General features: G+C 70.0%; 16 protein-coding genes and 5 pseudogenes. 7 read left to right on the top strand and 14 right to left on the bottom strand.

Annotation, left to right across the window (positions count from 1 at the left end):
- Positions 1-105: 105 nt before the first annotated feature.
- Positions 106-1,320, bottom strand: coding sequence for an MFS transporter (locus tag ABZZ74_RS39820; RefSeq protein WP_356949040.1), 1,215 nt, complete (start codon positions 1,318-1,320; stop codon positions 106-108).
- Positions 1,321-1,530: 210 nt separating this feature from the next.
- Between ABZZ74_RS39820 and ABZZ74_RS39815 the strand changes: the two genes are divergently transcribed.
- Together ABZZ74_RS39815 and ABZZ74_RS39810 are read left to right on the top strand one after the other, a co-directional pair.
- On the top strand, positions 1,531-2,649 hold the full coding sequence (locus ABZZ74_RS39815; protein WP_356949039.1) for an AraC family transcriptional regulator: 1,119 nt from the start codon (positions 1,531-1,533) through the stop codon (positions 2,647-2,649).
- Positions 2,642-2,932: pseudogene (locus ABZZ74_RS39810) on the top strand (hypothetical protein); the annotation flags it as partial. The gene ABZZ74_RS39815 and the pseudogene ABZZ74_RS39810, both read left to right, overlap by 8 nt.
- On the opposite strand, the gene ABZZ74_RS39805 reads toward ABZZ74_RS39810, so the two are convergent.
- Positions 2,926-3,702 (bottom strand): ABC transporter permease, encoded by a 777-nt coding sequence (locus ABZZ74_RS39805; protein WP_356949038.1) that lies wholly within the window; start codon positions 3,700-3,702, stop codon positions 2,926-2,928. The pseudogene ABZZ74_RS39810 and the gene ABZZ74_RS39805 sit on opposite strands and share 7 nt — an antisense overlap.
- 330 nt (positions 3,703-4,032) lie before the next feature.
- Here ABZZ74_RS39805 and ABZZ74_RS39800 point away from each other — a divergent pair, with 330 nt between their 5' ends.
- The gene (locus tag ABZZ74_RS39800) at positions 4,033-6,279 is read left to right on the top strand and encodes a bifunctional glycosyltransferase family 2 protein/CDP-glycerol:glycerophosphate glycerophosphotransferase (RefSeq protein WP_356949037.1); all 2,247 of its coding nucleotides are present in this window, start codon (positions 4,033-4,035) and stop codon (positions 6,277-6,279) included.
- 89 nt (positions 6,280-6,368) lie between these two features.
- Here ABZZ74_RS39800 and ABZZ74_RS39795 read toward each other — a convergent pair whose 3' ends face one another.
- Entirely contained in the window at positions 6,369-8,270 is a 1,902-nt protein-coding gene (locus tag ABZZ74_RS39795; protein ID WP_356949036.1) for a hypothetical protein, read from the bottom strand.
- A 386-nt stretch (positions 8,271-8,656) separates the two neighbouring features.
- Between ABZZ74_RS39795 and ABZZ74_RS39790 the strand changes: the two are divergent.
- Together ABZZ74_RS39790 and ABZZ74_RS39785 are read left to right on the top strand one after the other, a co-directional pair.
- Positions 8,657-9,133 (top strand): annotated as a pseudogene (locus tag ABZZ74_RS39790) (ATP-binding cassette domain-containing protein); the annotation flags it as partial.
- Positions 9,134-9,321: 188 nt separating this feature from the next.
- Entirely contained in the window at positions 9,322-9,669 is a 348-nt protein-coding gene (locus tag ABZZ74_RS39785) for a hypothetical protein (protein WP_356949035.1), read from the top strand.
- A 248-nt stretch (positions 9,670-9,917) separates the two neighbouring features.
- On the opposite strand, the pseudogene ABZZ74_RS39780 reads toward ABZZ74_RS39785, so the two are convergent.
- From ABZZ74_RS39780 to ABZZ74_RS39735, 10 genes and pseudogenes are all read right to left on the bottom strand, one after another.
- Positions 9,918-10,370: pseudogene (locus tag ABZZ74_RS39780) on the bottom strand (SMP-30/gluconolactonase/LRE family protein); the annotation flags it as partial.
- A 40-nt stretch (positions 10,371-10,410) separates the two neighbouring features.
- Positions 10,411-11,331, bottom strand: coding sequence for a sugar kinase (locus ABZZ74_RS39775; RefSeq protein ID WP_356949064.1), 921 nt, complete (start codon positions 11,329-11,331; stop codon positions 10,411-10,413).
- A 47-nt stretch (positions 11,332-11,378) separates the two neighbouring features.
- Positions 11,379-11,999, bottom strand: a complete 621-nt coding sequence (locus ABZZ74_RS39770; RefSeq protein ID WP_356949034.1) for a bifunctional 4-hydroxy-2-oxoglutarate aldolase/2-dehydro-3-deoxy-phosphogluconate aldolase — start codon at positions 11,997-11,999, stop codon at positions 11,379-11,381.
- Positions 12,000-12,052: 53 nt separating this feature from the next.
- Positions 12,053-12,268, bottom strand: a pseudogene (locus ABZZ74_RS39765) (D-galactonate dehydratase); the annotation flags it as partial.
- Between the two features lie 146 nt (positions 12,269-12,414).
- On the bottom strand, positions 12,415-13,098 hold the full coding sequence (locus tag ABZZ74_RS39760; protein WP_356773599.1) for a response regulator: 684 nt from the start codon (positions 13,096-13,098) through the stop codon (positions 12,415-12,417).
- Positions 13,099-13,229: 131 nt separating this feature from the next.
- Positions 13,230-13,898: a potassium-transporting ATPase subunit C gene (locus tag ABZZ74_RS39755; RefSeq protein WP_356773597.1), complete on the bottom strand. Its 669-nt coding sequence runs from the start codon at positions 13,896-13,898 to the stop codon at positions 13,230-13,232.
- A gap of 5 nt (positions 13,899-13,903) precedes the next feature.
- Entirely contained in the window at positions 13,904-16,042 is a 2,139-nt protein-coding gene (gene kdpB, locus ABZZ74_RS39750) for a potassium-transporting ATPase subunit KdpB (RefSeq protein WP_356773595.1), read from the bottom strand.
- Positions 16,039-17,703 carry a potassium-transporting ATPase subunit KdpA gene (gene kdpA / locus ABZZ74_RS39745; RefSeq protein WP_356773593.1) on the bottom strand — a complete coding sequence of 555 codons (1,665 nt, stop codon included), beginning with the start codon at positions 17,701-17,703 and terminating at the stop codon, positions 16,039-16,041. Before kdpA ends, kdpB begins: the two co-directional genes overlap by 4 nt.
- Positions 17,704-17,711: 8 nt before the next feature.
- Complete coding sequence (kdpF, locus tag ABZZ74_RS39740) at positions 17,712-17,801, bottom strand: K(+)-transporting ATPase subunit F (protein ID WP_016434100.1); 90 nt, start codon at positions 17,799-17,801, stop codon at positions 17,712-17,714.
- Between the two features lie 182 nt (positions 17,802-17,983).
- Positions 17,984-18,250: pseudogene (locus tag ABZZ74_RS39735) on the bottom strand (hypothetical protein); the annotation flags it as partial.
- 399 nt (positions 18,251-18,649) lie between these two features.
- Here ABZZ74_RS39735 and ABZZ74_RS39730 point away from each other — a divergent pair.
- Positions 18,650-20,224: a Na+/H+ antiporter gene (locus ABZZ74_RS39730; protein ID WP_356773591.1), complete on the top strand. Its 1,575-nt coding sequence runs from the start codon at positions 18,650-18,652 to the stop codon at positions 20,222-20,224.
- A gap of 224 nt (positions 20,225-20,448) precedes the next feature.
- Here the strand turns inward: ABZZ74_RS39730 and ABZZ74_RS39725 are convergent, their stop codons facing one another.
- The gene (locus ABZZ74_RS39725) at positions 20,449-21,213 is read right to left on the bottom strand and encodes a hypothetical protein (RefSeq protein ID WP_356773589.1); all 765 of its coding nucleotides are present in this window, start codon (positions 21,211-21,213) and stop codon (positions 20,449-20,451) included.
- Between the two features lie 354 nt (positions 21,214-21,567).
- Between ABZZ74_RS39725 and ABZZ74_RS39720 the strand changes: the two genes are divergently transcribed.
- Positions 21,568-22,086, top strand: a complete 519-nt coding sequence (locus tag ABZZ74_RS39720; protein WP_356773587.1) for a hypothetical protein — start codon at positions 21,568-21,570, stop codon at positions 22,084-22,086.
- Positions 22,087-22,317 lie beyond the last annotated feature (231 nt).

Here is a 22,317-nt window from a genome sequence, read left to right as displayed (position 1 = left end):
CGCTGTCCACATGTACGGCCCGACACTCGGCCGTCGGCGATGTGGCCCCTCAACGACTATGAGGGGCCACAGCGCCGACGGCGTTCGTGCGTATCAGCAGGGCGGTTACGCGCGGCCTGCGGCTCGTGCCGGATGGTTGAAGAATCGTGCGGTCGCCAGAAGCGTCAGAACCAAGCCGGCAGGTATCGCGTAGGCGAGTCTGAAGTGGCCGGTGGATCCGAGCGTGCCACTGGCCGCTCCGCCGGCGAGCACACCTATGTAGTTGAAGACGTTCATACGCGCCAGGACCGTTTCCGTCGCCCCCGGCCGCAGGCGTCCGGCGGAGGCCAGACAGAGGGGAACGAGCGCGGAGACGCCCAGTCCGGTGCACGCAGCCGCCAGGATCGCGTACGGCCAGGCGGGGGCGGCGGCCAGGCCGACCAGGGCGGCGGCGGTGAGAAGCGTGGCGGCACGGATGACGGCCGCCGGTCCGATCCTGCGTACGAGCCGGTCGGCGCCCGCGCGCCCGGTGACGGTACCCACCTGGTAGGCGGCATAGGCCAGGGGTGCGACGGACAAGGCCGTGTCCAGGGTCTGGTGGAGATACAGCGTCGACCACGACGAGACCGTGGAGTCGATGACATAGGCGACCAGAAGGACCAAGCCGAAGGGGGCGAGTCGCGCCCAGAGCCCACGACCGAGTTCGGACGCGCCGGCGGCCTGGTCGGAGACGGGAGAAGGCGGATCGACGGGGAGCACGTGAGAGCGGATGGTCAGGGCGAGGACCAGAACCAGAGCGGCCTGGGCGGTCAGGGTGTACTCGACGCCCCAGCCGAGATGTGCGGCACTCGCGGTGAGCAGGGCGGCCGCGACACCGGCGGTGCTCCAGGCGGCATAGAAGGAGGCGAAAACGCTCCGGCCGTAGTGGCGCTCGACCGCTGCGGCCCGAGTGTTCGCGGATACATCGATGCAGCCCAGCGCCAGACCGAACAGGCAGTAGGACACCGCGACCGCGGCTTGGCCGGGGGCCCAGCCGATCAGCAGCAGAGCCACAGCGCTCGCCACCACGGCGGCCCGCATGGCGGCCATCAGGCCTAGACGCCGGATCACGCCCAGTCCCACGAAGCTGCCGACTCCCGCGCTCAAGGCCACGGCCACGACAAGCACGGTCATCAGCTGTGGCGACAAGCCGAACCGCTCCTTGACGGCGGGCACCGTGGTGGAGACAGCGGCCACCGCAGTTCCCTGGGCGGCGAACACCGTCGCCGCGACCCGCCGGGCAGGTGCAAGCGGGCTGCGGCGCACAGTCCGTCGCGAAGCCGTCTGAAGAGGTGCAGTCATGGCAATCCTTCGTTCTCGCGCTCTCGCGCCGGGGATCCGTGAGGTGGGTCATGGACGGCAGGGCGTGCGGGTTTCCGCAAAGGTAGAAAAGCGGGGAAACCACGTGCAGTGCGCCGGAGGCCGGATGGAAGGCCCTGGCGGCCACTCCCGCGACAGGTGAGGCCCTCCTGGCTACGGTGGGAGACAAACACCACGGTGAGAGGGAACGCGATGCCTGGTGCCTCCACCCCGCCCACTTCTCCGGTGCCCGCCCGGTCCGGGTCCGGGGCGGGAACGAGTCGCAGTACCTCCGCCACCATCGCGCCGAACATCCTGCGCTACCTCGCCCGGGTCGCCCACGACTACGGCGTCGATCTGCAGCCGCTGCTGACGAAAGTGGGGCTGGATCCGACGGTGATGGCATCCACCGCCCTGCGCGTCTCCTACCGACAGGGCAGCGACGTCATCCGCCAGGCCGTGGAGCTGACCGGGGACGAGCATCTGGGACTGCGGGTGGGCACGGCGCAGCACCTGACGGCTTGGGGACTGCTCGGCTTCGCCATGATGGCCGCCGACACCCAGCAGGAAGCCATCGAGACGGGGGTGCGCTACCAGAACCTCTCCGGGGCGATGACCGTGTGGTCGGCTCGTTGGGAGGACGTCGGCTACGTGCTGCGCGCGGATCTACCGGACCCCGCGCTCGATCCGACCGTTGCGACCTTCTTGATCGAGGAGGCGTACTCCAGCGTCGTCACGCTCATCCGTCTCAACCTCGACGCCTCGTTCGCCCCGCAGGCGATCGACTTCGTCTTCCCTGCCCCGCGCGACAGACGCCCGTACGAGGAACTGTTCCGCTGCCCGGTGCGCTTCGGCGCCACCGGCAACCGCATGCTGTTCTCCACCCGGTGGGCCCATGCACCCATGCCGGGACGGGACCCCATCACCTACGCGTCAGTGCTCGAGGTGCTGGACCTGCAGATGGCTTCGCGGCGCGACCAGCAGGACCTCCTCGAGGTCCTGGAGATCTCCATCGCGCAGAGCCTTCCAGCCGTCCCCTCCTTCCTCGATCAGGCGCGTCGGCACGCCTCCAGCGAACGCACCCTGCGCCGGCGCCTGGCCGACTGCGGCACCACCTACGAGGCGATCGTCGACGGCGTACGCCGCGAGAGAGCGGAGCAACTGCTGCGCCGACCGGAGCTCACCCTCCGGGACATCGCCCGGCAGGCCGGCTTCGCCGACGTGAGCGCACTCCGTCGAGCGGTGCGCCGGTGGTACGAAGCGACCCCGCTTGAGGTGCGCGCCGAGCTACTGGCGCGGGAAACGGCCGCGGACCGGCCGCCGCGTGGGTGACACCACGACTGATGGCGAGGGTGCGTGCACCTTGGAACACCTCCCCGACCACGGGACGGAGGGTGCCGTCGGGGAGGCCGGCGCTGATGTAGTCGTCGACCCGGCGGCGGGGCGCGTCGAAGAGGACGAAGAGCCATTGAGCAGCCGTGGAGGTCAGCGGACAGGTGAACGGCACCATGGCCGGGCCGGCGACGGCGCCGAAGAGGAACGGGCGGGCCAGTTCGTCGTCGGCTCCTTCTTCTCCAGCGACGGCACCTGCGCGAACTGTCCCAACGGCTATCCCAGCAACTGCCTCAACCGTGAGTTCGTCGGCGGCAGCCAGGCCGAGTACGTCCGCGTCCCGCTCGCAGACGGCACCCTGGTCACCACCCCCGAACTGCCCACCGATGCCCAGGTGCCCGGCCTGCTGGCCTGCTCCGACGTCATGGGCGCCGGCTGGGGGCCGTCGCCGCCGGCGGCGTGCAGCCGGGTGGCACCGTCGCCGTCGTCGGCGACGGAGCCGTCGGCCTCTCCGCCGTGCCGGTCGCCCACGAACTCGGCGCCGAGCGGGCGCGGCTTTGGTCCGGCGACCACGGCGATCGCCGGTGGGTCCAGGCGGCGCGCGTCCCGATGACGGCATCCCACGGGGTGACGACAGGGGGCAGCGGAGGGCACACCATCAGCCATGACCGCGACATGGAAGCCGGACGCACCGGGTGAGGGTGGCGATCGGCGGGCCGGGGCACCGGCGCCGATCGGAGCGACGGTCAGCCACCACGTGTTGTTGCCGGTGATTCTACGGCCGGCCGTACGCACCGCCACGGCGGACATCACGAAGAGGAACGCCACCAGTCCCAGCACGGACTTGACGGCCCAGGCGATGACCACCGAGACCACGGCGAGCTGAACGGCGGCGCGCAACCCGGCGACGAGGATCTCCCGGGCCCGGCTCTTGTACGGGTGAGGGTCGAGATGGAACCAGGCCGCGACCGCCACCGCCACCAGGAGCAGCACGGCGAGCAAAACTCCCAAGGATATGTTGACCGGTATCAAAGACGCCGCGCTCGACGTCACGTCCTCACCATAAGGAGCCGCTACCCGGCTCGGTGGTCGGGCTCAACGCCGAGACTCGCAGCGCCTGCCGATCCGTGCGGCCGAGCGCCCCAGGTCACCCGGCAACAGCGGTCCCGGCCACATCATCCCGACGCTGCGGAACTCGGCAGCGACAGACGGCGGACCGGACCTTTCTCCGTCGCGACGGTGCCCAGGCATTCGACGGACGGTGAGCCCCGTCAGCAAGGCCGCCACCGCGGTCGGACCCGTCCCACCCGAGCAGCCCACCCGGTACTGCTCCCCGCGGTGGACAAGACTAGGGTGAACGGGCGTCACCCACAGGAGGTACACATGGCAACGGCAGCAGGGCCAGCCACCCCCGAGTCCGACGTGCTCATCAGCGTTGTGCTCCCGGTCTACGGCGTCGAGGAATTCCTCCGCCCATGCCTGGACGCCATCCTCGCCCAGCCCTTCACCCGCTTCGAGGTCATCGCTGTTGACGACGCCTCCCCCGACGGCTGCCCGGAGATCCTCGACGAGTACGCCCGCCGGGATCCCCGCGTCCGGGTCCTGCACCTTGCGGACAACGGCGGCCTCGGCCAGGCCCGCAACACCGGGTTCGAGCAGGCCCGCGGCGACTACGTGTGGTTCGTCGACAGCGACGACTGGATCGCCGACGGCAGCCTCGCCGCCATTGCCCCCCGACTTGAGGCGAGTCGCCCCGACGTCCTGTTCCTGGACTACGCCCGCGCGTTGCCCGACGGCACGATCGAACCCAACCCGCGTGCGCACCTCCTGCGCGAGCCGACGCCCCCGGACACCTTCGACCTCGCCGCCCGCCCCAGTGTCCTCGAACTCATGATGACCGCCTGGAACAAGGTCATCCGCCGCGACTTCCTCGCCGCCCTCGACGTACGGTTCGGCCCCGGCCTCTACGAGGACCTCCCGGTCACCTATCCCATCCTGCTCGCAGCAGAGCGCATCGCCCTCCTCGACCAAGTCTGCTACTTCTACCGCGAGCGCCGGGCCGGAGCCATAACCACCACGGTCAGCGACCGGCACTTCGACGTCTTCGGCCAGTACGAGAAGATCTTCGCCTTCATCGACGCACACGGCGACGCCTTCAACGCCTTCCGCATACCGATCTTCGACCGCGCCCTCTGGCACTACACGACCATCATCGACGACCCGTCCCGTGTCCCCTCGCGCCGCCGCCGAGAGTTCTTCCACCGTATGGCCGCGCACTTCATCCGCTACCGGCCCGCCGGATACACCTTCCCGGCCGGCGCCCGCGGCGCCAAGTTCCGCCTCGTCGCCCGCGACGACTACCGCCTTTACACCGCCCTCCGGCCGGTCAACCGCCTGCGCCTGCAGGCCCGTCGGAGCGCCGGCACGACCAAGCGCGCCGCCCGCACCACCGCGCGCCGGGCACGCGCAGTGCCCTCATTCCTCTACTACGAACTGCAGCGCCGCCTCCCCCTCGACGACCACCTCGCGGTCTACGCCGCGTACTGGTACCGCGGATACTCCTGCAATCCGCGCGCCATCTACGAGCGCGCCCGCGAACTCGCCCCGGACATCCACGGGGTGTGGATCGTCCGCGAGGACGCCGTCGCCTCCCTCCCCCCGGGGGTGGACTTTGCCGTCGAGGGCTCACGCAGCGCCCTGCGCCACCTCGCCCGCGCCAAGTATCTGGTCAACAACGTCAACTTTCCGCACACCATCGCCAAGCGTCCCGGCTCCGTGCACCTGCAGACCCTGCATGGCACCCCTCTCAAGGTCATGGGCCTGGATCAGGAGCGGTACCCGATCGGTGCCAAGGGCATGAACTTCACCCGGCTGCGCGAGCACTCCGCCCGCTGGGACTACCTCCTCTCCGCCAACCCGCACTCCTCGGACACCTGGCAGCGCGTCTACCCCGGCTCGTACGAGCTACTGGAGTACGGCTACCCCCGCAACGACCGCTACTTCGCCACCGGTCCCGAAGAGATCGCCGCGATCCGCAAAGAGCTCGGCATCACCCCCGAGCAGACCGCGATCCTGTACGCCCCGACCCACCGCGAGTACGCGGACGTCGGCCCGCTCCTGGACCCGGACCGGCTGGCAGCCGCACTGGGGCCCGACCATGTTCTGATGCTGCGTTCCCACTACTACGACGCCGACGGCAAGCAGCCGCAGTCCGGCGGCGGTCGAGTGCTGGACGTGTCGACGCACCCCGTCGTCGAGGACCTGTGCCTCGCGGCCGACGTGCTGGTGACGGACTATTCGTCGATCATGTTCGACTACGCCGACCTGGACAGGCCGATCGTCGTCTACGCCCCCGACTGGCAGACGTATCGCAGCACCCGGGGCGTCACGTTCGACTTGATGGAGCAGCCGCCCGGGGCCGTCTCGACGACCGAGGAGGAACTGACCCGAGTCCTGCGTTCAGGCGAGGCAAACGATGAAGCGGCCCAGCGGGCACGGGCCGCGTTCCGCCGCCGTTTTTGCACGTTCGACGACGGGCACGCCGCTGAGCGGGTGGTTCGGCGGGTATTCCTCGGCCAGGACCCGGCGGACCGAAAGGGAGACCCTCACGTGGATGATCTCGGTTCGTGAGGTGGGGATCTGAGCTGCTCGACTGTGGCCATCAGCTCGCGGCCGAGCAGCTCATCAGGACACCGCGTGACAGCCACTCGACAGGCGCCCTAGCCAGCGGCGCGGCGTAGAAGGGCGTCGAGGGCGCGCTCGAAGGGGGCCATCGGGTCGCCCTCCGCCGAGCCGAGCAGGCGCGCGCGCAGTTGCGCGCGTTCAGCGGCGAGCGGGTCGGGCGCGCTGCCCGCACGGTCGAGGAACTCCTCGAGCCCGACGAGATCCGGGCCCAAGAGGTGACCGGCCGCCGCTGCCGGGTAGCGCCCCCGGAACACGTCCGGGTCGAGGCCGGCCGGATTGGTCACCGCGTACGGTTTGTCCGCCGCCAGGAAGTCCGTGACCACGCCCGATACGTCGGCGATGAGTACGTCCGCATGGTTGAAGCAGTCGTAGAGGCCAGGGCGAGAACCGGCCGTGACCCGGTGGCGAGTGCCATCGGCCCAGTACGCGTCCTGCCACGCGGCGAACACCGTGTCCCAGTCGGCGGCGGGCCCGGCAGAGTCCCGTGCGGCCTGCGCCTCGTCGCCGCCGGGCTGCCGCAGCGCCTCGAGCTGGGCAGCGAGCCGCTCAAGCCGTGCGTCGTCCTCGCCGACGCCGCCGTTCGCCGCCTTGATCAGCGCGAGGATCTCGTCATGCGCTGCCTTCGCCCGCCGGTCGAGGGTGCCGGTGAGCGGGTGCGGCCGGTACAGCAGCCGAATCCGCGGCTGCCGGGCCAATAGGGTGCGGACCAGCGCCGGACCCATCGTAATCAGCGACGTTGCCGCGCCCTCGTCGCCGTGAAAGCCCTCCCAGGTGGGTGCGTACAGGACAGTCGGCTGCGGTGCCGCGGCGGTCGTCATGGTGACGGGCCACAGCGCGGGCCGCCCCACCTCGACGATGTCCCCGTCCGCCACTCCGACGCCCGAGCGGGCATACCGTTCGCGGCCTGCCGGGCCCGCGACCCACACCTCGTCGTAGACCTTGGTGAAGGGATTGAAGCTGGTGGGCTTGTCGCTGTCCCCGTGGCCGATGTAGACGGAACGGAACTGCGGCATCCGCAGAAGGTGGGTGTTGGTGGCCGCGTTGGCGGCGAACAGCGCCACCCGGGCGCTGGGCAGCTCGAAGGCGGTCAGGTCCTTGCCGAGGGGGAGGCAGACCACGGGCCGGGTCGTCACGTCGAGCCGGGGCAGCATCTCGCGCTCGCGCAGCACGATCACCACCCGGCGGCGCGTCCGCTCCAGGACGGGCAGCCAGCCGTTGAGCTGGTACGCGGACTGGAGGTTGCCGGAGAAGTAGACGACCACCTCGGGCTCGTACGCCTGTACCTGCGCTCGGACGGCTGCCAGCACGCGCCCCTTGGCGGCGAGATGCCTCGACCGCCACGCGGGGACGGCGAGCAGCACGAGGGCGACAAGCCCCGCCAGGACGGCAGCTCCGGCGCCACCGGCGGCCCAGGGCGCGCTGACCTCCGCGGCGACGGCGGCACCCGCGACCAGCGGCAGGTCGACGAAGGTGAGCGGCCCACGCTGCAGGTCCATCAGCCAGCGTGGCGGAGCGTCCGGGATCCGCAACGAGGAAAGATCCACGTTGCGGGTCACGGCGGGCAGCCGCCGGCACCACCACACATACAGCAGCAGCCCCGCGTATCCCAGCCGCAGCGCCTGCACCGCCAGGAAGCCCAGGACGGCGAGGACGAACGCGCCGGACTCGCCCTCCCCGGCCCGCGCCAGCAGCACCAGCGCCGAGGCACCGCGCAACGCGGATGCCGCCGCAACGCTCAGGCCCACGCGGGGCAGCGGCTGCATGCGGCCGGTGACCCGTTTCATCGCGCCGGGCTCCGCGACGTAGGCGGCAGCGGCGCACACGGCGTAGGCCCATCCACTCGGCACGACCGCCGTCACGAACATCCCGAGCAGCGCGAGCGGCAGCACGGCAACCGCGAGGGGCAGCTTCTTCAAGATCTTAGCGCGCAGGGACATTCGACGGTTCTACCAGTACCGGTCCAGCGACGTTCGCGCGGGTGGGGGTGGTCTCCTGCGATGACCGCCGAACGTCACGGCATGAGCCGAGCTGTTCGCGCAGGCCGAGGTCATCGGAGCGACATCGGCCGGATGGGCGAGCGAGCCGTCGGACCGCGTCCGTTCCGGGGCGTGCCCGTCCGCCGTCCACCGCTGTCCACGAGGGGTCACTCGGAACGTACATCGGCGGATGCACCTCGCTCAGACCCTGGACGCACACGGCGCCGCAACGTCGCTCCATGGGCTGTCGATTCGGATCGGGCACGGTTCTAGCGTGATGCGGGTCCGGTCGCGAACGGACCGCCCCCCACCTGACGACTCCCCTCTACTCCCGACGAGGACCCCTCATGATCGAGGCCCACTCCCTCACCAAACGCTACGGTGAGCGCACAGCCGTGGAAGATCTCAGCTTCACCGTGCGGCCCGGCACCGTCACCGGCTTCCTCGGACCCAACGGAGCCGGCAAGTCCACCACCATGCGGATGCTCCTGGGCCTGGACGCGCCCACCTCGGGCCGCGCGGTGGTCAACGGCAAGGATTACGCCGACCACCGGGCGCCGCTGCACGAGGTGGGGGCGATGCTCGAGGCCCGCGCCATCCACACCGGACGCAGTGCGCGCAACCATCTGCTGGCGCTCGCCGCCACCCACGGGATCTCGGTGCGGCGCGTGGACGAGGTGATCGACCTCGTCGGGCTGCCCGCGGTGGCGAAGAAGCGCGTCGGCGGCTTCTCGCTGGGCATGGGCCAGCGGCTCGGGATCGCCAGCGCGCTCCTCGGTGACCCGGCCACGGTGATCCTCGACGAGCCGGTCAACGGTCTGGACCTGATCTGCCGGCCCGCAGGCGGTTTCGATGGTGTTCGAAAGGATGGCTGGTGTCCACGGGCGGCGCCTACGGTGTGCCGCAAAGAGGTTGACCTCAGCGAGTTGTGTCGGTCAATCAAGTGGCAGGTCCTCACGGGCGCCTGCTCGAACTGGCGTTGAAGTGAGGCCCTAGGCAGGGAGACTTCTGGATGCAGTTGCTCAAAAAGCACGTGACCCGTACAGCTGTGGCTCTCGCCCTTGGAACTGGCGCGCTCATCGGCGGCTCCAGCACTGCTTCAGCCGCCGACGTCCATCCCCAGTACGTGACCTACAAGTGCGATGCCGGGCGGGCCTGCGTATACGACACGTCCGGAGGTGTCTGGAACATGGACGGCTGCGGAGACAACTGGATTTACGGCCGTTTCAACTATGCCAGGGCCCACGGCAACAGCTTCACGGTGTACTACGTGAACGGCACCTGGGATGACGTCTGGGCAGGAGGACAGCGGACCCTGGACGGCAACAATTACGTCGAGCGAGTGCAAGTGCATTGCTGAACGCTGACCACAAAAGCAACCCCTCTCCAGCTTTAAGGAAATGGGCTGCCGGTTGCGTCCAATGGCTCCTGTAGACCACGTCCCGCGTGACGGCGATCCGGTACATGGCCGCGTTGAGTTGGCGCTTGCCCTTCCGGCAGAGTCGATGGCGTGTGCGGTTTCCCGACCATCCGGGAAGCTGTCCGGTGCCGTTATGGCGGGCGGAGGCCGGCGGGTCCAGGCTGGGGTCGATCTCGTGCAGGTGCCGTCGAGTCGGCGACGTACAGGTTCGTGCCGTCGGCGCTGAAGGCCGGTCTGTTGGCGATGGTCCGCCCGTCCAGGATGCGTACGACGGTGCCGTCGTGGTCGGTTCGGTAGAGCGAGCCGGCGCCCTGGATGCCGTCGTAGGCCATGCTGCCCGCCCAGAAGCGGCCGGCCGGGTCGGCGACGCCGTCGTTCATCCGGCTGGCGACGGGGGTGCGGTCCTCAATGCGGTCGCGCCACTTCAGCGCGCCCTCGGCGGTGAGCAATGCGATGCCGGTGCCCGCGGCGGCGATCCACACGTCCGGCTCGTCGTGGACCGGGGCGACGGCGCCCAACGGAACGTCGAGTCGGGCCAGTTGGCGCGGAGCCGTGGGTCCTGCGTCCTCGCGCAGTTCGTAGAGCCGGCCGGTGAGGATGTCGACGTACACGTACCGCCCGTCGATCCAGCGGCCGCCTTCGGCGGGTTCGTACTTTCCGTCATGAGTCGTCTCTCTGCGCTCAGCGGACGGTCGTGCCGTCGGGTTCGTCGAACAGGCCCAGTTCCTCGCGCGTGGGGAGCCCTTCCCAGTCGCCCCGGGTGGCGACCGCGAAGGCCGCGGTGGTGACGGCCCTGTGCAGGCGTTCCAGCACATTCGCGCCGTCCAGGAGTCCGGACAGGTACCCGGCCACGAAGGCGTCGCCCGCGCCGACGAGGTCGACGGCGTCGACCTGCCGTGCGGCGCGGTGGGTCGCCCCGTCGGCGCTGAAGACCGTCGCTCCCCGTGCTCCGCGTTTGACGACCACTTCCGTGATGCCCGCGGCCACGAGATCGCGCGCGGCCTCGGACTCCTCCGCGTCCGGGCGTTCCTGCACGAGCGGCAGTTCGTCCTCGGAGGCGATCAGCAGGTCGGTGTGGGCGAGCAGTGGTCGGAGTGCCGTGCGGGCGTTGTCCGCGGTCCACAGCCGGGAGCGGTGGTTGACGTCGAGGCACACGGTGACGCCGGTTTCGCGGGCGGTCGTGGCGGCGGCCAGGACGGTCTTGGCCGCCGACGAGCCGAGCGCCGGCGTGATGCCGGTGATGTGCAGGACGCGGGTTCCCGGGGCCAGCGCGGGCAGCACATCGGCCGGCGTGAGTGCCGATCCGGCCGAACCGGCGCGGTAGTAGCTGACGCGGGTCAGTGTGCCCAGGCGGGGTTCGGTCAGCAGCAGTCCTGTGGGCCGGCCGGTGTCGTCGGTGGCCGCGTGGCTGATGTCGACGCCCTCGGCGCGCAGGGTGCGCAGCACCAGGGCACCGAGTTCGTCCGCGCCGACCCGGCCGGCCCAGCGCACCCGGTGCCCGAGCCGGGCGAGGCCGATGGCGACATTGGACTCGGCTCCCGCCACGGACAGGCCGAGACTGCCGCCCATCCGCAGCGCGCCCTGGGCCCGCAGCGCCGCCATCGTCTCGCCGAAGGTCACCACCTCGGGCGGCCCCTCCAGGTTCGCGCTCACGGCGTGTCTCCGGCGGCCACCGCACGGAACTCGGCTGCCCGGGCGCGCAGTTGGTCCAGGTCGCCGCCGTCGGCCGCGTCGCCGACGAGCGGTGAGCCGACGCCGACGGCGACGGCGCCCCTGGCCAGGTAGTCGTGGGCGGCCGTCGCATCCACTCCCCCGACGGGCACGAAGGGCACCTCGGGGAACGGGTCGCGCAGGGCCCGCAGATAGCCGGGGCCGCCGAGGGAGCCGGGGAAGAGTTTGACCGCGTCGGCGCCGCGGGCGAGGGCGGCTTCGATCTCGGTCGGTGTCAGTGCGCCCATGAGGACGGGCACGCCGTACGGCGCCAGTCCGTCGACCACTGCCGGGGTGACGAGGTAAGAAGCCCCGGCGTCGAGCGCGCGGCCCGCGTCCGCCGCGGAGCGCACGGTGCCGGCGCCAAGGAGGGCGTCGGGGCCGAGCGCGGCACGGGCCTGCCGGATCACGGTCAGGGCGTCGGTGGTGGTCAGCGATATCTCGACGGCGGCAATGCCCTCTTCCACGAGGGTGCGCACCGTGCGCAGGGCGGCGACGGGGTCCTTGCCCCGCACGATCGCGAGCAGGCGGTGGCGGCGGAGGGAGTCCACCAGGTCCATGGGAGCGGGCCTTTCTTGCGGGTTCGGTTCGCAGGCGGCGGTCGAGGAGCGGTCTAACATTCGGTGATCGCCCTGTCGGGGCCGCGCCATACGGGGTTGCGCCAGCGGTGTCCGGTCTCGGCGGCCCGGCGTACGGCCTTCTCGTCGATGTCGACACCGAGACCCGGGCGGGCGCCGACCGCGGCGTATCCGTCCTGGAAGCGGAAGGGTTGGGGGTCCATCACTTACTCCAGCAGGTCGCACTGTTGGTTGTAGTGGGTGCCCATGCTCCACAACATCGCCGAGCGACTCCAGATGCTGGATGTTGACGGTCGAGACGACGGCGATCCCGGCTGCGAGCAGCTCCGCCGCAGGACCGCGTCCACGTCCGTCTCGGTGAAGGTACCGCCCCGGTACTCGATCTCCTTGCGCGAGATCAGGATTCGAAGCGGTAGCCCATGCCGGGCTCGGTGATCAGATAGCGGGGGTGGGCGGGGTCCGTCTCCAGTTTGCGGCGCAGCTGGGCCATGTAGATGCGCAGGTAGTTGGTCTTGTTGCTCTGGGAGACGCCCCAGACCTCCTGTAGGAGGTGCTTCTGCGTGATCAGCCGGCCGGGGTTGGTGACCAGGATCTCCAGCAGGCGCCATTCGGTCGGGGTCAGCCGTACGTCCCGTCCGTCGCGTACGACCTTCTTGGCGAACAGGTCGATGCTGAAGTCCCCGGTCTCGACGAGTGTCGTCTCCGGTGCGAGCGGGGTGTCCTCGGTGCGGCGGACGGCGGCCCGCAGTCGGGCGAGGAGTTCGTTCATGTTGAAGGGCTTGGTGATGTAGTCGTCCGCGCCGGCGTCGAGTGCGGCGACCTTCTCCTCGGATCCCTGCCGCGCGGAGAGGACCAGGACCGGCACCCGGGTCCAGCCGCGCAGGGCCTTGAGGACGTCGATGCCGTCCATGTCGGGCAGGCCGAGGTCGAGCATCACCACGTCGGGCTGATGGGCGGCGGCCAGCCGCAGGGCGGTGGCCCCGTCGGGTGCGGCGTCGACGCCGTACTTGCGCGCCTGCAGGTTGATCACGAGGGCCCGTACGAGCTGCGGGTCGTCCTCCACCACCAACACCCTGGTCATGGGTGGGCCTTTCCTGTCGTGCGCCGGGCCGGGCGGCACCGGACGCGAGGCAACCGACGCCACGGCAACGGGAGTTGACGGCTCACGAATGGCTCCCGGCCGCCAACTCCCGCGCATGTCGCCCCATCCCATCAATGCTGTGCCAGAAGATCCTTGAGCGCGATGTTGAGTTCGAGGACGTTCACGCGGGGCTCCCCGATGAAGCCGAGCGTGCGTCCCTCGGTGTGGTCCTTGACCAGCTTCTCGACCTGGGTGACCGGCAGGCCGTTCTTCTCAGCGACCCGGCGGACCTGGATCTGGGCGTACTGCGGGGAGATGTCCGGGTCGAGGCCGGAGCCGGAGGAGGTGACCGCGTCGGCGGGCACCTCGGATGCCTTGACCGTGTAGCCGGGCACCGAGTTGTCCTTGACGACGGCCGCCTTTGCCGTCCTCACCTGCTGGATCAGGACCTTGCTGTCGGCGGAGAGGTTGGTCGCGCCGGACAGCAGCAGCTTGTACCGGGTGTTCACGCTGTTGCTGCCGAGCCCGTTGACCGGGCGGCCCTGGAACCACTTCAGGTCGGGGTCCGGGGTCTGCCGGCCCTTCTTCAGCGGGAGGTTGTACGACTGCCCGATCAGCGAGGAGCCGACGACCTTGCCGTCCGCCTTGACCTCGGAGCCGTTCGCCTTGTCGTGGAACAGCGCCTGGGCCACACCCGTGACGACGAGTGGGTAGATGACGCCCGTTACGAGGGTCAGCACGAGGAGGGCCCGCAGGGCCGCCCCCAGCAACCGAGCGGTGTTCGATACGGAGTTGTTCATGGCCGTCAGCCGATCCCGGGGATGAGGGAGATGAGCAGGTCGATGATCTTGATGCCGATGAAGGGCGCGATCAGCCCGCCGATGCCGTAGATCGTCAGGTTGCGCCGCAGCATCTTGTCGGCGCTCACCGGCCGGTACTGCACGCCCTTCAGGGACAGCGGCACCAGCGCGATGATGATCAGCGCGTTGAAGATGACCGCGGACAGGATCGCGGAGTCGGGCGAGGACAGGCCCATGATGTTGAGCTTGTCGAGGCCCGGGTAGACGGCCGCGAACAGCGCCGGGATGATCGCGAAGTACTTCGCGACGTCGTTGGCGATGGAGAACGTCGTCAACGCTCCTCGGGTGATGAGGAGTTGCTTTCCGATCTCGACGATCTCGATGAGCTTGGTCGGGTTGGAGTCGAGGTCGACCATGTTGCCGGCCTCCTTGGCGGCCGACGTGCCGGTGTTCATCGCCACGCCGACGTCCGCCTGGGCGAGCGCGGGCGCGTCGTTCGTACCGTCACCGGTCATCGCGACCAGCTTGCCGCCCGCCTGCTCCCGCTTGATCAGGGCCATCTTGTCCTCGGGCGTGGCCTCGGCGAGGAAGTCGTCGACGCCCGCCTCCTCGGCGATCGCCTTGGCGGTCAGCGGGTTGTCGCCGGTGATCATGACGGTCTTGATGCCCATGCGGCGCAGTTCGTCGAACCGCTCGCGCATGCCGTCCTTGACGACGTCCTTCAGATGGATGACGCCCAACACCCGGGCGCCCTCACCGTCCTTGACAGCGACCAGCAGCGGAGTGCCGCCCGCCTGCGAGATGGCGTTGGAGAGAGTGTCCGCGTCGTCCGCGACGGTGCCGCCCTCCTCCTGGACCCAGGCGATGACCGAACCGGTCGCGCCCTTGCGGATCTTGCGCCCGTCGACGTCCACGCCCGACATGCGGGTCTGGGCGGTGAAGGCGATCCACTCGGCCCCGGCGAGCTCCCCCTGGTGTCGCTCGCGCAGCCCGTACCGCTCCTTGGCCAGTACGACGATGGAGCGGCCCTCGGGCGTCTCGTCGGCCAGCGACGACAACTGGGCCGCGTCGGCGAGCTCGGCCTCGGTGGTGCCCTGGACCGGCACGAACTCGGACGCCTGACGGTTGCCCAGGGTGATGGTGCCGGTCTTGTCGAGCAGCAGGGTGGAGACGTCACCGGCGGCCTCGACCGCACGGCCCGACATGGCGAGGACGTTGCGCTGGACGAGCCGGTCCATGCCCGCGATGCCGATGGCGGAGAGCAGGGCGCCGATCGTCGTCGGGATCAGGCAGACCAGCAGGGCGACCAGCACGACCATCGTCAGATGCGTGCCCGCGTAGTCCGCGAAGGGCGGCAGGGTGGCCACGGCGAGCAGGAAGACGATCGTCAGCGAGGCCAGCAGGATGTTCAGGGCGATCTCGTTGGGCGTCTTCTGCCGGGCCGCGCCCTCGACCAGGTTGATCATCCGGTCGATGAAGGTCTCGCCCGGCTTTGTCGTGATCTTGATGACGATGCGGTCGGACAGCACCTTCGTACCGCCGGTGACCGCACTGCGGTCGCCGCCGGACTCACGGATGACGGGCGCCGACTCACCGGTGATCGCCGACTCGTCGACCGAGGCGACACCCTCGACGACGTCACCGTCGCCGGGGATGATGTCGCCCGCCTCGCACACGACCAGGTCGCCGATCTTCAGGTCGGTGCCAGGCACCTGCTCCTCGGACGTGCCGTCCGCGAGCAGCCGCCGCGCCACGGTGTCGGTCTTGGCCTTGCGCAGGGTGTCGGCCTGCGCCTTGCCGCGGCCTTCGGCGACCGCCTCCGCCAGGTTGGCGAAGATCACGGTCAGCCACAGCCAGGCGCTGATCGCCCAGCCGAACCAGTCACCGGGGTCCTTGAAGGAGAAGACCGTGGTCAGCACCGAGCCGATCCACACCACGAACATGACGGGCGACTTGACCATCACCCGCGGGTCGAGCTTGCGGCAGGCGTCCGGCAGCGACTTCAGCAGTTGCTTGGGGTCGAAGAGGCCCGCGCCGACGCGTCCTTCGGCGGGCTTGTGCCCGGTGGGTACGTCGCTGTGCGGCGCCCGGGTCGGGGTGGCTGTGGACATGGAGTCCTCTGACTTCTCGGTACGGGTGGTCATGACGCCAGCCCCTCGGCCAGCGGGCCCAGCGCCAGCGCCGGGAAGTAGGTCAGACCGGTGATGATCAGGATCGCGCCGACCAGCAGGCCGGTGAACAGCGGCTTCTCGGTACGCAGCGTGCCGGCGGTCACGGGGATCGGCTTCTGCTCGGCGAGCGAGCCGGCCAGCGCCAGCACGAACACCATCGGCAGGAAGCGGCCCAGCAGCATCGCCAGACCGGTCATGGTGTTGTACCAGTCGGTGTTCGCGTTCAGCCCGGCGAAGGCCGAGCCGTTGTTGTTGGAGGCCGAGGTGAAGGCGTACAGCACCTCGGAGAAGCCGTGCGCCCCGGAGTTGAGCATCGAGTGCGGCGGCGTCGACAGGGCCATGGAGGCCGCGGTGAAGACGAGCGCGAGCGCCGGGGTGATCAGGATGTAGCAGGCGGCCAGTTTGATCTCGCGCGCGCCGATCTTCTTGCCCAGGTATTCCGGCGTACGGCCGACCATCAGGCCGGCGATGAACACCGCGATCACGGCCATGATCAGGATGCCGTAGAGGCCGGAGCCGGTGCCGCCGGGCGCGATCTCGCCCAGCATCATGCTGAGCAGCGTGATCCCGCCGCCGAGGCCGGTGAAGGAGGAGTGGAAGGAGTCCACGGCACCGGTGGACGTCAAGGTCGTGGACACCGCGAAGATGGACGAGGAGCCGACGCCGAAGCGGACCTCCTTGCCCTCGTACGCCCCGCCGGCCAGCTCGAGCGCCGGGCCGTGGTGGGCGAACTCGGTCCACATCATCAGCGCAACGAAGCCCAGCCAGATGGTGAACATCGTGGCGAGGATCGCGTAGCCCTGCTTGACGCTGCCGACCATCACACCGAAGGTGCGGGTCAGCGCGAACGGGATCACCAGCAGCAGGAAGATCTCGAAGAGGTTGGTGAAGGGCGTGGGGTTCTCGAAGGGATGGGCGGAGTTGGCGTTGAAGTAGCCACCGCCGTTGGTGCCGAACTCCTTGATGGCCTCCTGCGAGGCCACCGCTCCACCATTCCACTGCTGGTGTCCGCCCAAGAACTGGCCGACCTCGTGGATGCCGGAGAAGTTCTGGATCGCACCGCACGCCACCAGGACGATCGCGGCGATCGCGGCGCCGGGCAGCAGGATGCGGATGGTGCCGCGCACCAGGTCGCCCCAGAAGTTGCCCAGCTCACCCGTGCGGGAGCGGGCGAACCCGCGCACCAGCGCCACGGCGACGGCGACGCCGACGGCCGCGGAGACGAAGTTCTGCACGGCCAGACCGGCGGTCTGCACGACGTGCCCCATGGTCTGTTCGCCGTAGTACGACTGCCAGTTGGTGTTGGTCACGAAGGAGACGGCCGTGTTGAACGACTGCGCCGGGTTGACCGAGGAGAAGTTCAGCGAGCCGGGCAGAATCCCCTGCAGCCGCTGGAGCAGGTAGAGGAAGAGGACACCGACCGCGGAGAACGCGAGAACACCGCGCAGGTACGCGGGCCAGCGCATCTCCGTGTCCGGGTTGGCACCGATGCCCTTGTAGATCCACCTCTCCACTCGCCAGTGCTTGTCAGAGGAGTAGACCTTGGCCATGTAGGTGCCGAGGGGGATGAAGGCGAGCGCCAGCGCGCCTATGAGGGCAAGCAGCTGGAGGATGCCTGCGAGGACGGGACCCATGTCGTGGCTCAGAACCTCTCCGGGAAGATCAGGGCGAGGACGAGATAGCCCAGCAGGGCGACGGCCACGACCAGGCCGACAATGTTCTCGGCGGTCACAGCTTCGTCACCCCCTTGGCGACGAGGGCCACCAGTGCGAAGGACGCGATCACGGTGACGACGAAGGCCAGATCGGCCATCGCGAGCTCCTGGAGTGAGGTTCGATGAAAGGCGGACGGTTAGAGGAAACCGCCTGTGTGGCCGCATCCGACCGCCCGTTGACGGCTCTCTTACGCCGACCCTTACGGCTTTGACGGGACTCTTACGACCCGGCCCCGTACTGGTGAGCAGGCAGTCGTGACCAGCGGTGACCCCGCCCACAGCAGCCGGAACCGCAGTCGGCAGATCGCCGCGTCGGTGTCCCGGCGTACGGCGTGCGCGACGACAGCGCCGCGCTGCTTCTGCAGCAGCCCCTGCCACAGCCGCTCCGGCTCCGGGATGAGCACGGTGACCCGGGTGGCCGACTCGGTTGCGGCCACCTCGTGGACGTACGCGGCGATAGGCCGTCCGAATTCCGTCAGAGCCGGGTCAAGGCACGTGGACAGCGGTGTTAAGGGACGCCATGACGACGCATGCGGAGGACCGCTGTCGAGGAGCGCCTCTATGTCCTGCCAGCGTTTGGCGTTGCGGCCGTCGCCGGGCACGTTGGTGAGCGCGGAACGCGTCGACGATCGCCGCCGACGTGCTCCGCTCACTGGATCAACTCCCCTGTCCCCCGGGGTCCCTCCTGCCAAGGAAGCGCCTTTGCGGGCCGACCGGCGCGGCCGTTGGCGCTTCTTTGGCGCCGGGCCCGAAGACCTTGACACTGTCTTGACGTGACCTGGCCCGATAGGGTGAAGGCAGGTGTGCCGGGAAGTCTGGTCGGCCGGGAGCCACGGCGGTCTCCCGAAGAGCCCCAGGGGGACGGCATGCGCAGCGTCGGTACGGTTCTCGCCCTCGTGGTCCTGGCCACGGTGGTCGCCACCTTCGCCCGCCGATGGCGCATCCCCGCGCCCTCCCTGCTGGTCGTCGCCGGTCTCGCGGTGGCACTGTTGCCGGGCAGCCCGCAGATCGAGATCAGCCCCCAAGTCATTGCCCTGGTCGTGCTGCCGCCCCTGCTGTACGCCTCCGCCGAGGAGATGCCCTGGCGCGAGCTGCGGGCGGTGTGGAAGCCGGTCGGAATCCTCGCCATCGGGCTGGTGCTTGCCTCGGCCGCCGCCGTGAGCGCGGTCGCGGTGTGGGTGACGCCGCTGTCCTGGCAGATGGCGTTCGTACTGGGCGCGGTTCTGGCCAGCACCGATCCGGTGGCGGTCACCGCGCTCGGGCGGCGCCTGTCGCTGCCGCCGAAGGTGCAGGTGCTCGTCCAGGCGGAGAGCCTCTTCAACGACGCGACCTCCCTGGTGCTGGTGCGGGTGGCGGCCGGCATCGCCGTGGCCTCCGCGGCCGCCGACTGGGGCGCGGCAGGCGGCCAGTTCCTCCTGCTCGCGGGCGGCGGCACGCTGATCGGCGGCGCGGTGGCCGGGGTGATCACCCTGATCCGGCGGCGCACCGAGGACCCGGTCCTGGAGACAGTGATCGCCCTGGTCACCCCGTACGCCGCCTATCTGCTGGCGGAGGTCGCGCACACCTCGGGCGTGACGTCGTGCGTGGTCGCCGGGGTCGTGCTCGGCGGCCGGGGCGACCGGCTCACCACCGCCCGTATCCGGCTCCAACTGCACGCGGTGTACGGCACGGTGGTCTTCCTGCTGGAGAGCGTGGTGTTCTCTCTCATCGGCCTGGCGTTGCCGGCGGAGGTGCGGGCCCTGGCCGACGGCGACCATGCCTGGCCCCTGTACGCCCTCGCCGTCGCCGGCACGCTCATCGCCGTACGGCTGCTGTGGATCGCGCCGCTGTCTGCGGTCGTCCAACGCAAAGGCGCCGTCGGCCCGATGAACTGGCGGATCCCGGTGGTGCTGACCTGGGCAGGCACCCGGGGCGTGATGCCACTGGCCGCCGCCCTGTCCATCCCGGAGATCGCAAAAGACGGCACCCCGCTCGCCGACCGGCCGCTCGTCCTCGTCCTGACCACGTCGGTCGTGGTCGTCACCCTCGTCGTGCAGGGCTTCACCCTCGCCCCGGTCGTCCGCCGCTCCGGCATCGCCCTGGAGCCCGCCCACACCGAACGCGAGGAGGTCGAGGCCCGCTCCCACCTCGCCCAGGCCGGCCTGGCCCGGCTGGAGGAGCTCGCGGAGCTGGAAGCCGTACCGGACATCGTCCTCGACCGGCTGCGGCGGGGTCTGAACGCCCGTCTCGACGACGCGCGCGAGCGCCTGAGGGAGCAGAACGGCACCGTGGCGGCGACCGAGTCCGCCGATCTGGTCTACCGCCAGCTGCGCCGTGACCTGATCGCCGTCGAGACGGTGGAGCTGCAACGGCTGTACGACACCCACCGCATCAGCGACACCACCCGCCGTCGGCTGCAGCGCTCCCTCGACCTGGAGGAGGCCCGGCTGGCGGACGCCTAGCGGAACTCGGCCAGCCTGGGCCGCGGTCCAAGGGCGGTGAGGGCGATGGTGATAGACGGCGTACGTCCGAACCGCCCGCTCGGCTGCTGCCCGCTCGCCGGGGAAGGTGATGTTGTCCAGTTCCCTCCGGAACTCGCTGGTGAACCGCAGGTCGTGGTGATCGGACTGGTATGCCTGCCAGGTATTGGCGAGGTCGGCGTCATACGACGAGAGAGTCGCACCCTTCAGGCCGTACAGCTGCTGCGACTTGGCGAGGAACGGCCCCGGGCCCGGGAAAGGGCCACGACAGAGTCGAAGGCGTCCCGTCGGGGCCTGCTCCGCAGCAGGTCGGTGGCCCTGCGGTAGTCCACGAGGGCCGACGGCGTGCCGCCGGGACGTCCGTCGTTCTCCAAGGCGCGTCCGATGAGCTCCTGGTACTCGGCGAAGTCGTCGGTCAGGTTCTCGACCGTCTTCTCGTCGGGCCTGTCCCCTTGCGCGGCGACGGCCAGGTCCCGCAGATCGTGCCCGATCTCGCGCCGCGCGCCGCCGTATACGCCGAGCGCCTTCTCGTACGGCGTCCGCAGGCGGCCCTTCCCCGCATCGCCGTTGGACAGCAGGATGTTGGCGGCCTGGGCGTCCATGTCGTTCAGGGCGAGGTCGGCGGCGCTGATCGTGCGCGGCGCGTCGCGACCGGCCACGCCGTCCCACATACAGTTCGCGGCCAGGCCGGCGACGGTCAGCAGCACCGCCAGGGCGGTCGCGGGCAGGACCGTGGCCGCGCGCAGCAAGCGCAGCCGCGCGGGCACGGTCGCCCAAAAGCGGCGGCGCAGAGCGGCCCGCGCGGCCAGGGCCTGGCGGGCCGCGCGCGGCCTCGGACCGGGATCGCCCCAACCCTCCGGTCCGCGGGGCCCGGAGCTGCCGACGACCGGGGCGATCGCATGTTGCCGTGGCGGTGTCTCCCCCTCGGTCCGAGGCCCCTGACCCTGCGCGGTGGCAGCCGCGAGAGTCACGGTCCCCCCAACGTCGCACCAAGGACGGCCGCCCGTCCCCCCGTCGCCGACGAGTGTGCGACTGGATTCGGCCACGGGCGGCTGTCATTGACGGGGTCCTGACGGCTGCTCAGCCGGGTTTGACGGGACCTTGACGACGCTCGCGGACCCGCAGGGCTGCCGGTGTACTGCCGGGGAGGTCGCTCCGGTCACCCGGGAGGTCCTGCGCGAAGCGGAGCTGGTCCGTGCCAGCAGGCAGAGGGTGCGCACCGGCTGACGTCCGGTGTCAGATTCCCGTCAAGATTCGACCGTACGGCGCTAGGACCCCGTTAGCGACGGTCGCCGGACCTCATACGGGCGCCTAGCGTCAGCGCCATGCGACGGAGCGGACCGGCGGGCTCCGCCGGCGACCGCCACTGGCGTGGCAGCGCCCGGCTCGCGGTGAGCTGCGCCCTGATCTTCTGCGCCATGAGCCTCCTGGTCGACTGGGACGCGGCAAGCCTGACCCCCCTCCGCGCCCTGCTCTGGGTCACCCTGTCGGCCGCCGTATGCGCGGTACTGCTGCCGCCACGGATGAGCGCAGGCCGCGGCTGGCTGGCGGTACGCACCCCCTGGCGTAGGCGAGTGATCCATACAGACGCCCTGACAGCCGTACGACAGTACGGCGGTGTCTCCTCCCACCTTGTCCTGCGGGACACCCACGGACACACCCTGGAACTCGACCCCCGAGTCCTCACCGCCAACCCGATGCTCTGGCACGAGCTCGACACGGGCGTCCGCCGCTCCCTCGAACAAGGAACACTGCGCCACGGAGCGGACGTCATGCAGCGCCTGGGACATCACATCGACGACGAGACGGTCGAGGCAGTGCTCCGGGCGTCGGGGCTCTCCTGACAGCGAAGAACACCCTCTCCGTCCCCGGACACAGGCTCCACTCCGACCGCTTCGGGGGCCCGCCATTACCGCTTGCCGCCCCTTGGCCGGACGCCTCCTGGCACGACAGGTCAGGGTGCCGCCCGGGCGGCACCCTGACCTGTCGGTGTCTGAGATGGGCAGAGCACACAACTGAAAACAAAACACCACACCACATAAAACGTATTAACTCAAGTGAAATTAAAATGTGTG

Source organism: Streptomyces sp. NPDC006476 (genome assembly GCF_040612015.1).
In the GTDB taxonomy this organism is placed as follows: domain Bacteria; phylum Actinomycetota; class Actinomycetes; order Streptomycetales; family Streptomycetaceae; genus Streptomyces; species Streptomyces griseorubiginosus_B.
Note: the sequence above shows the minus strand (reverse complement) of the source record. Positions and strands in the feature narration are given on the sequence as shown.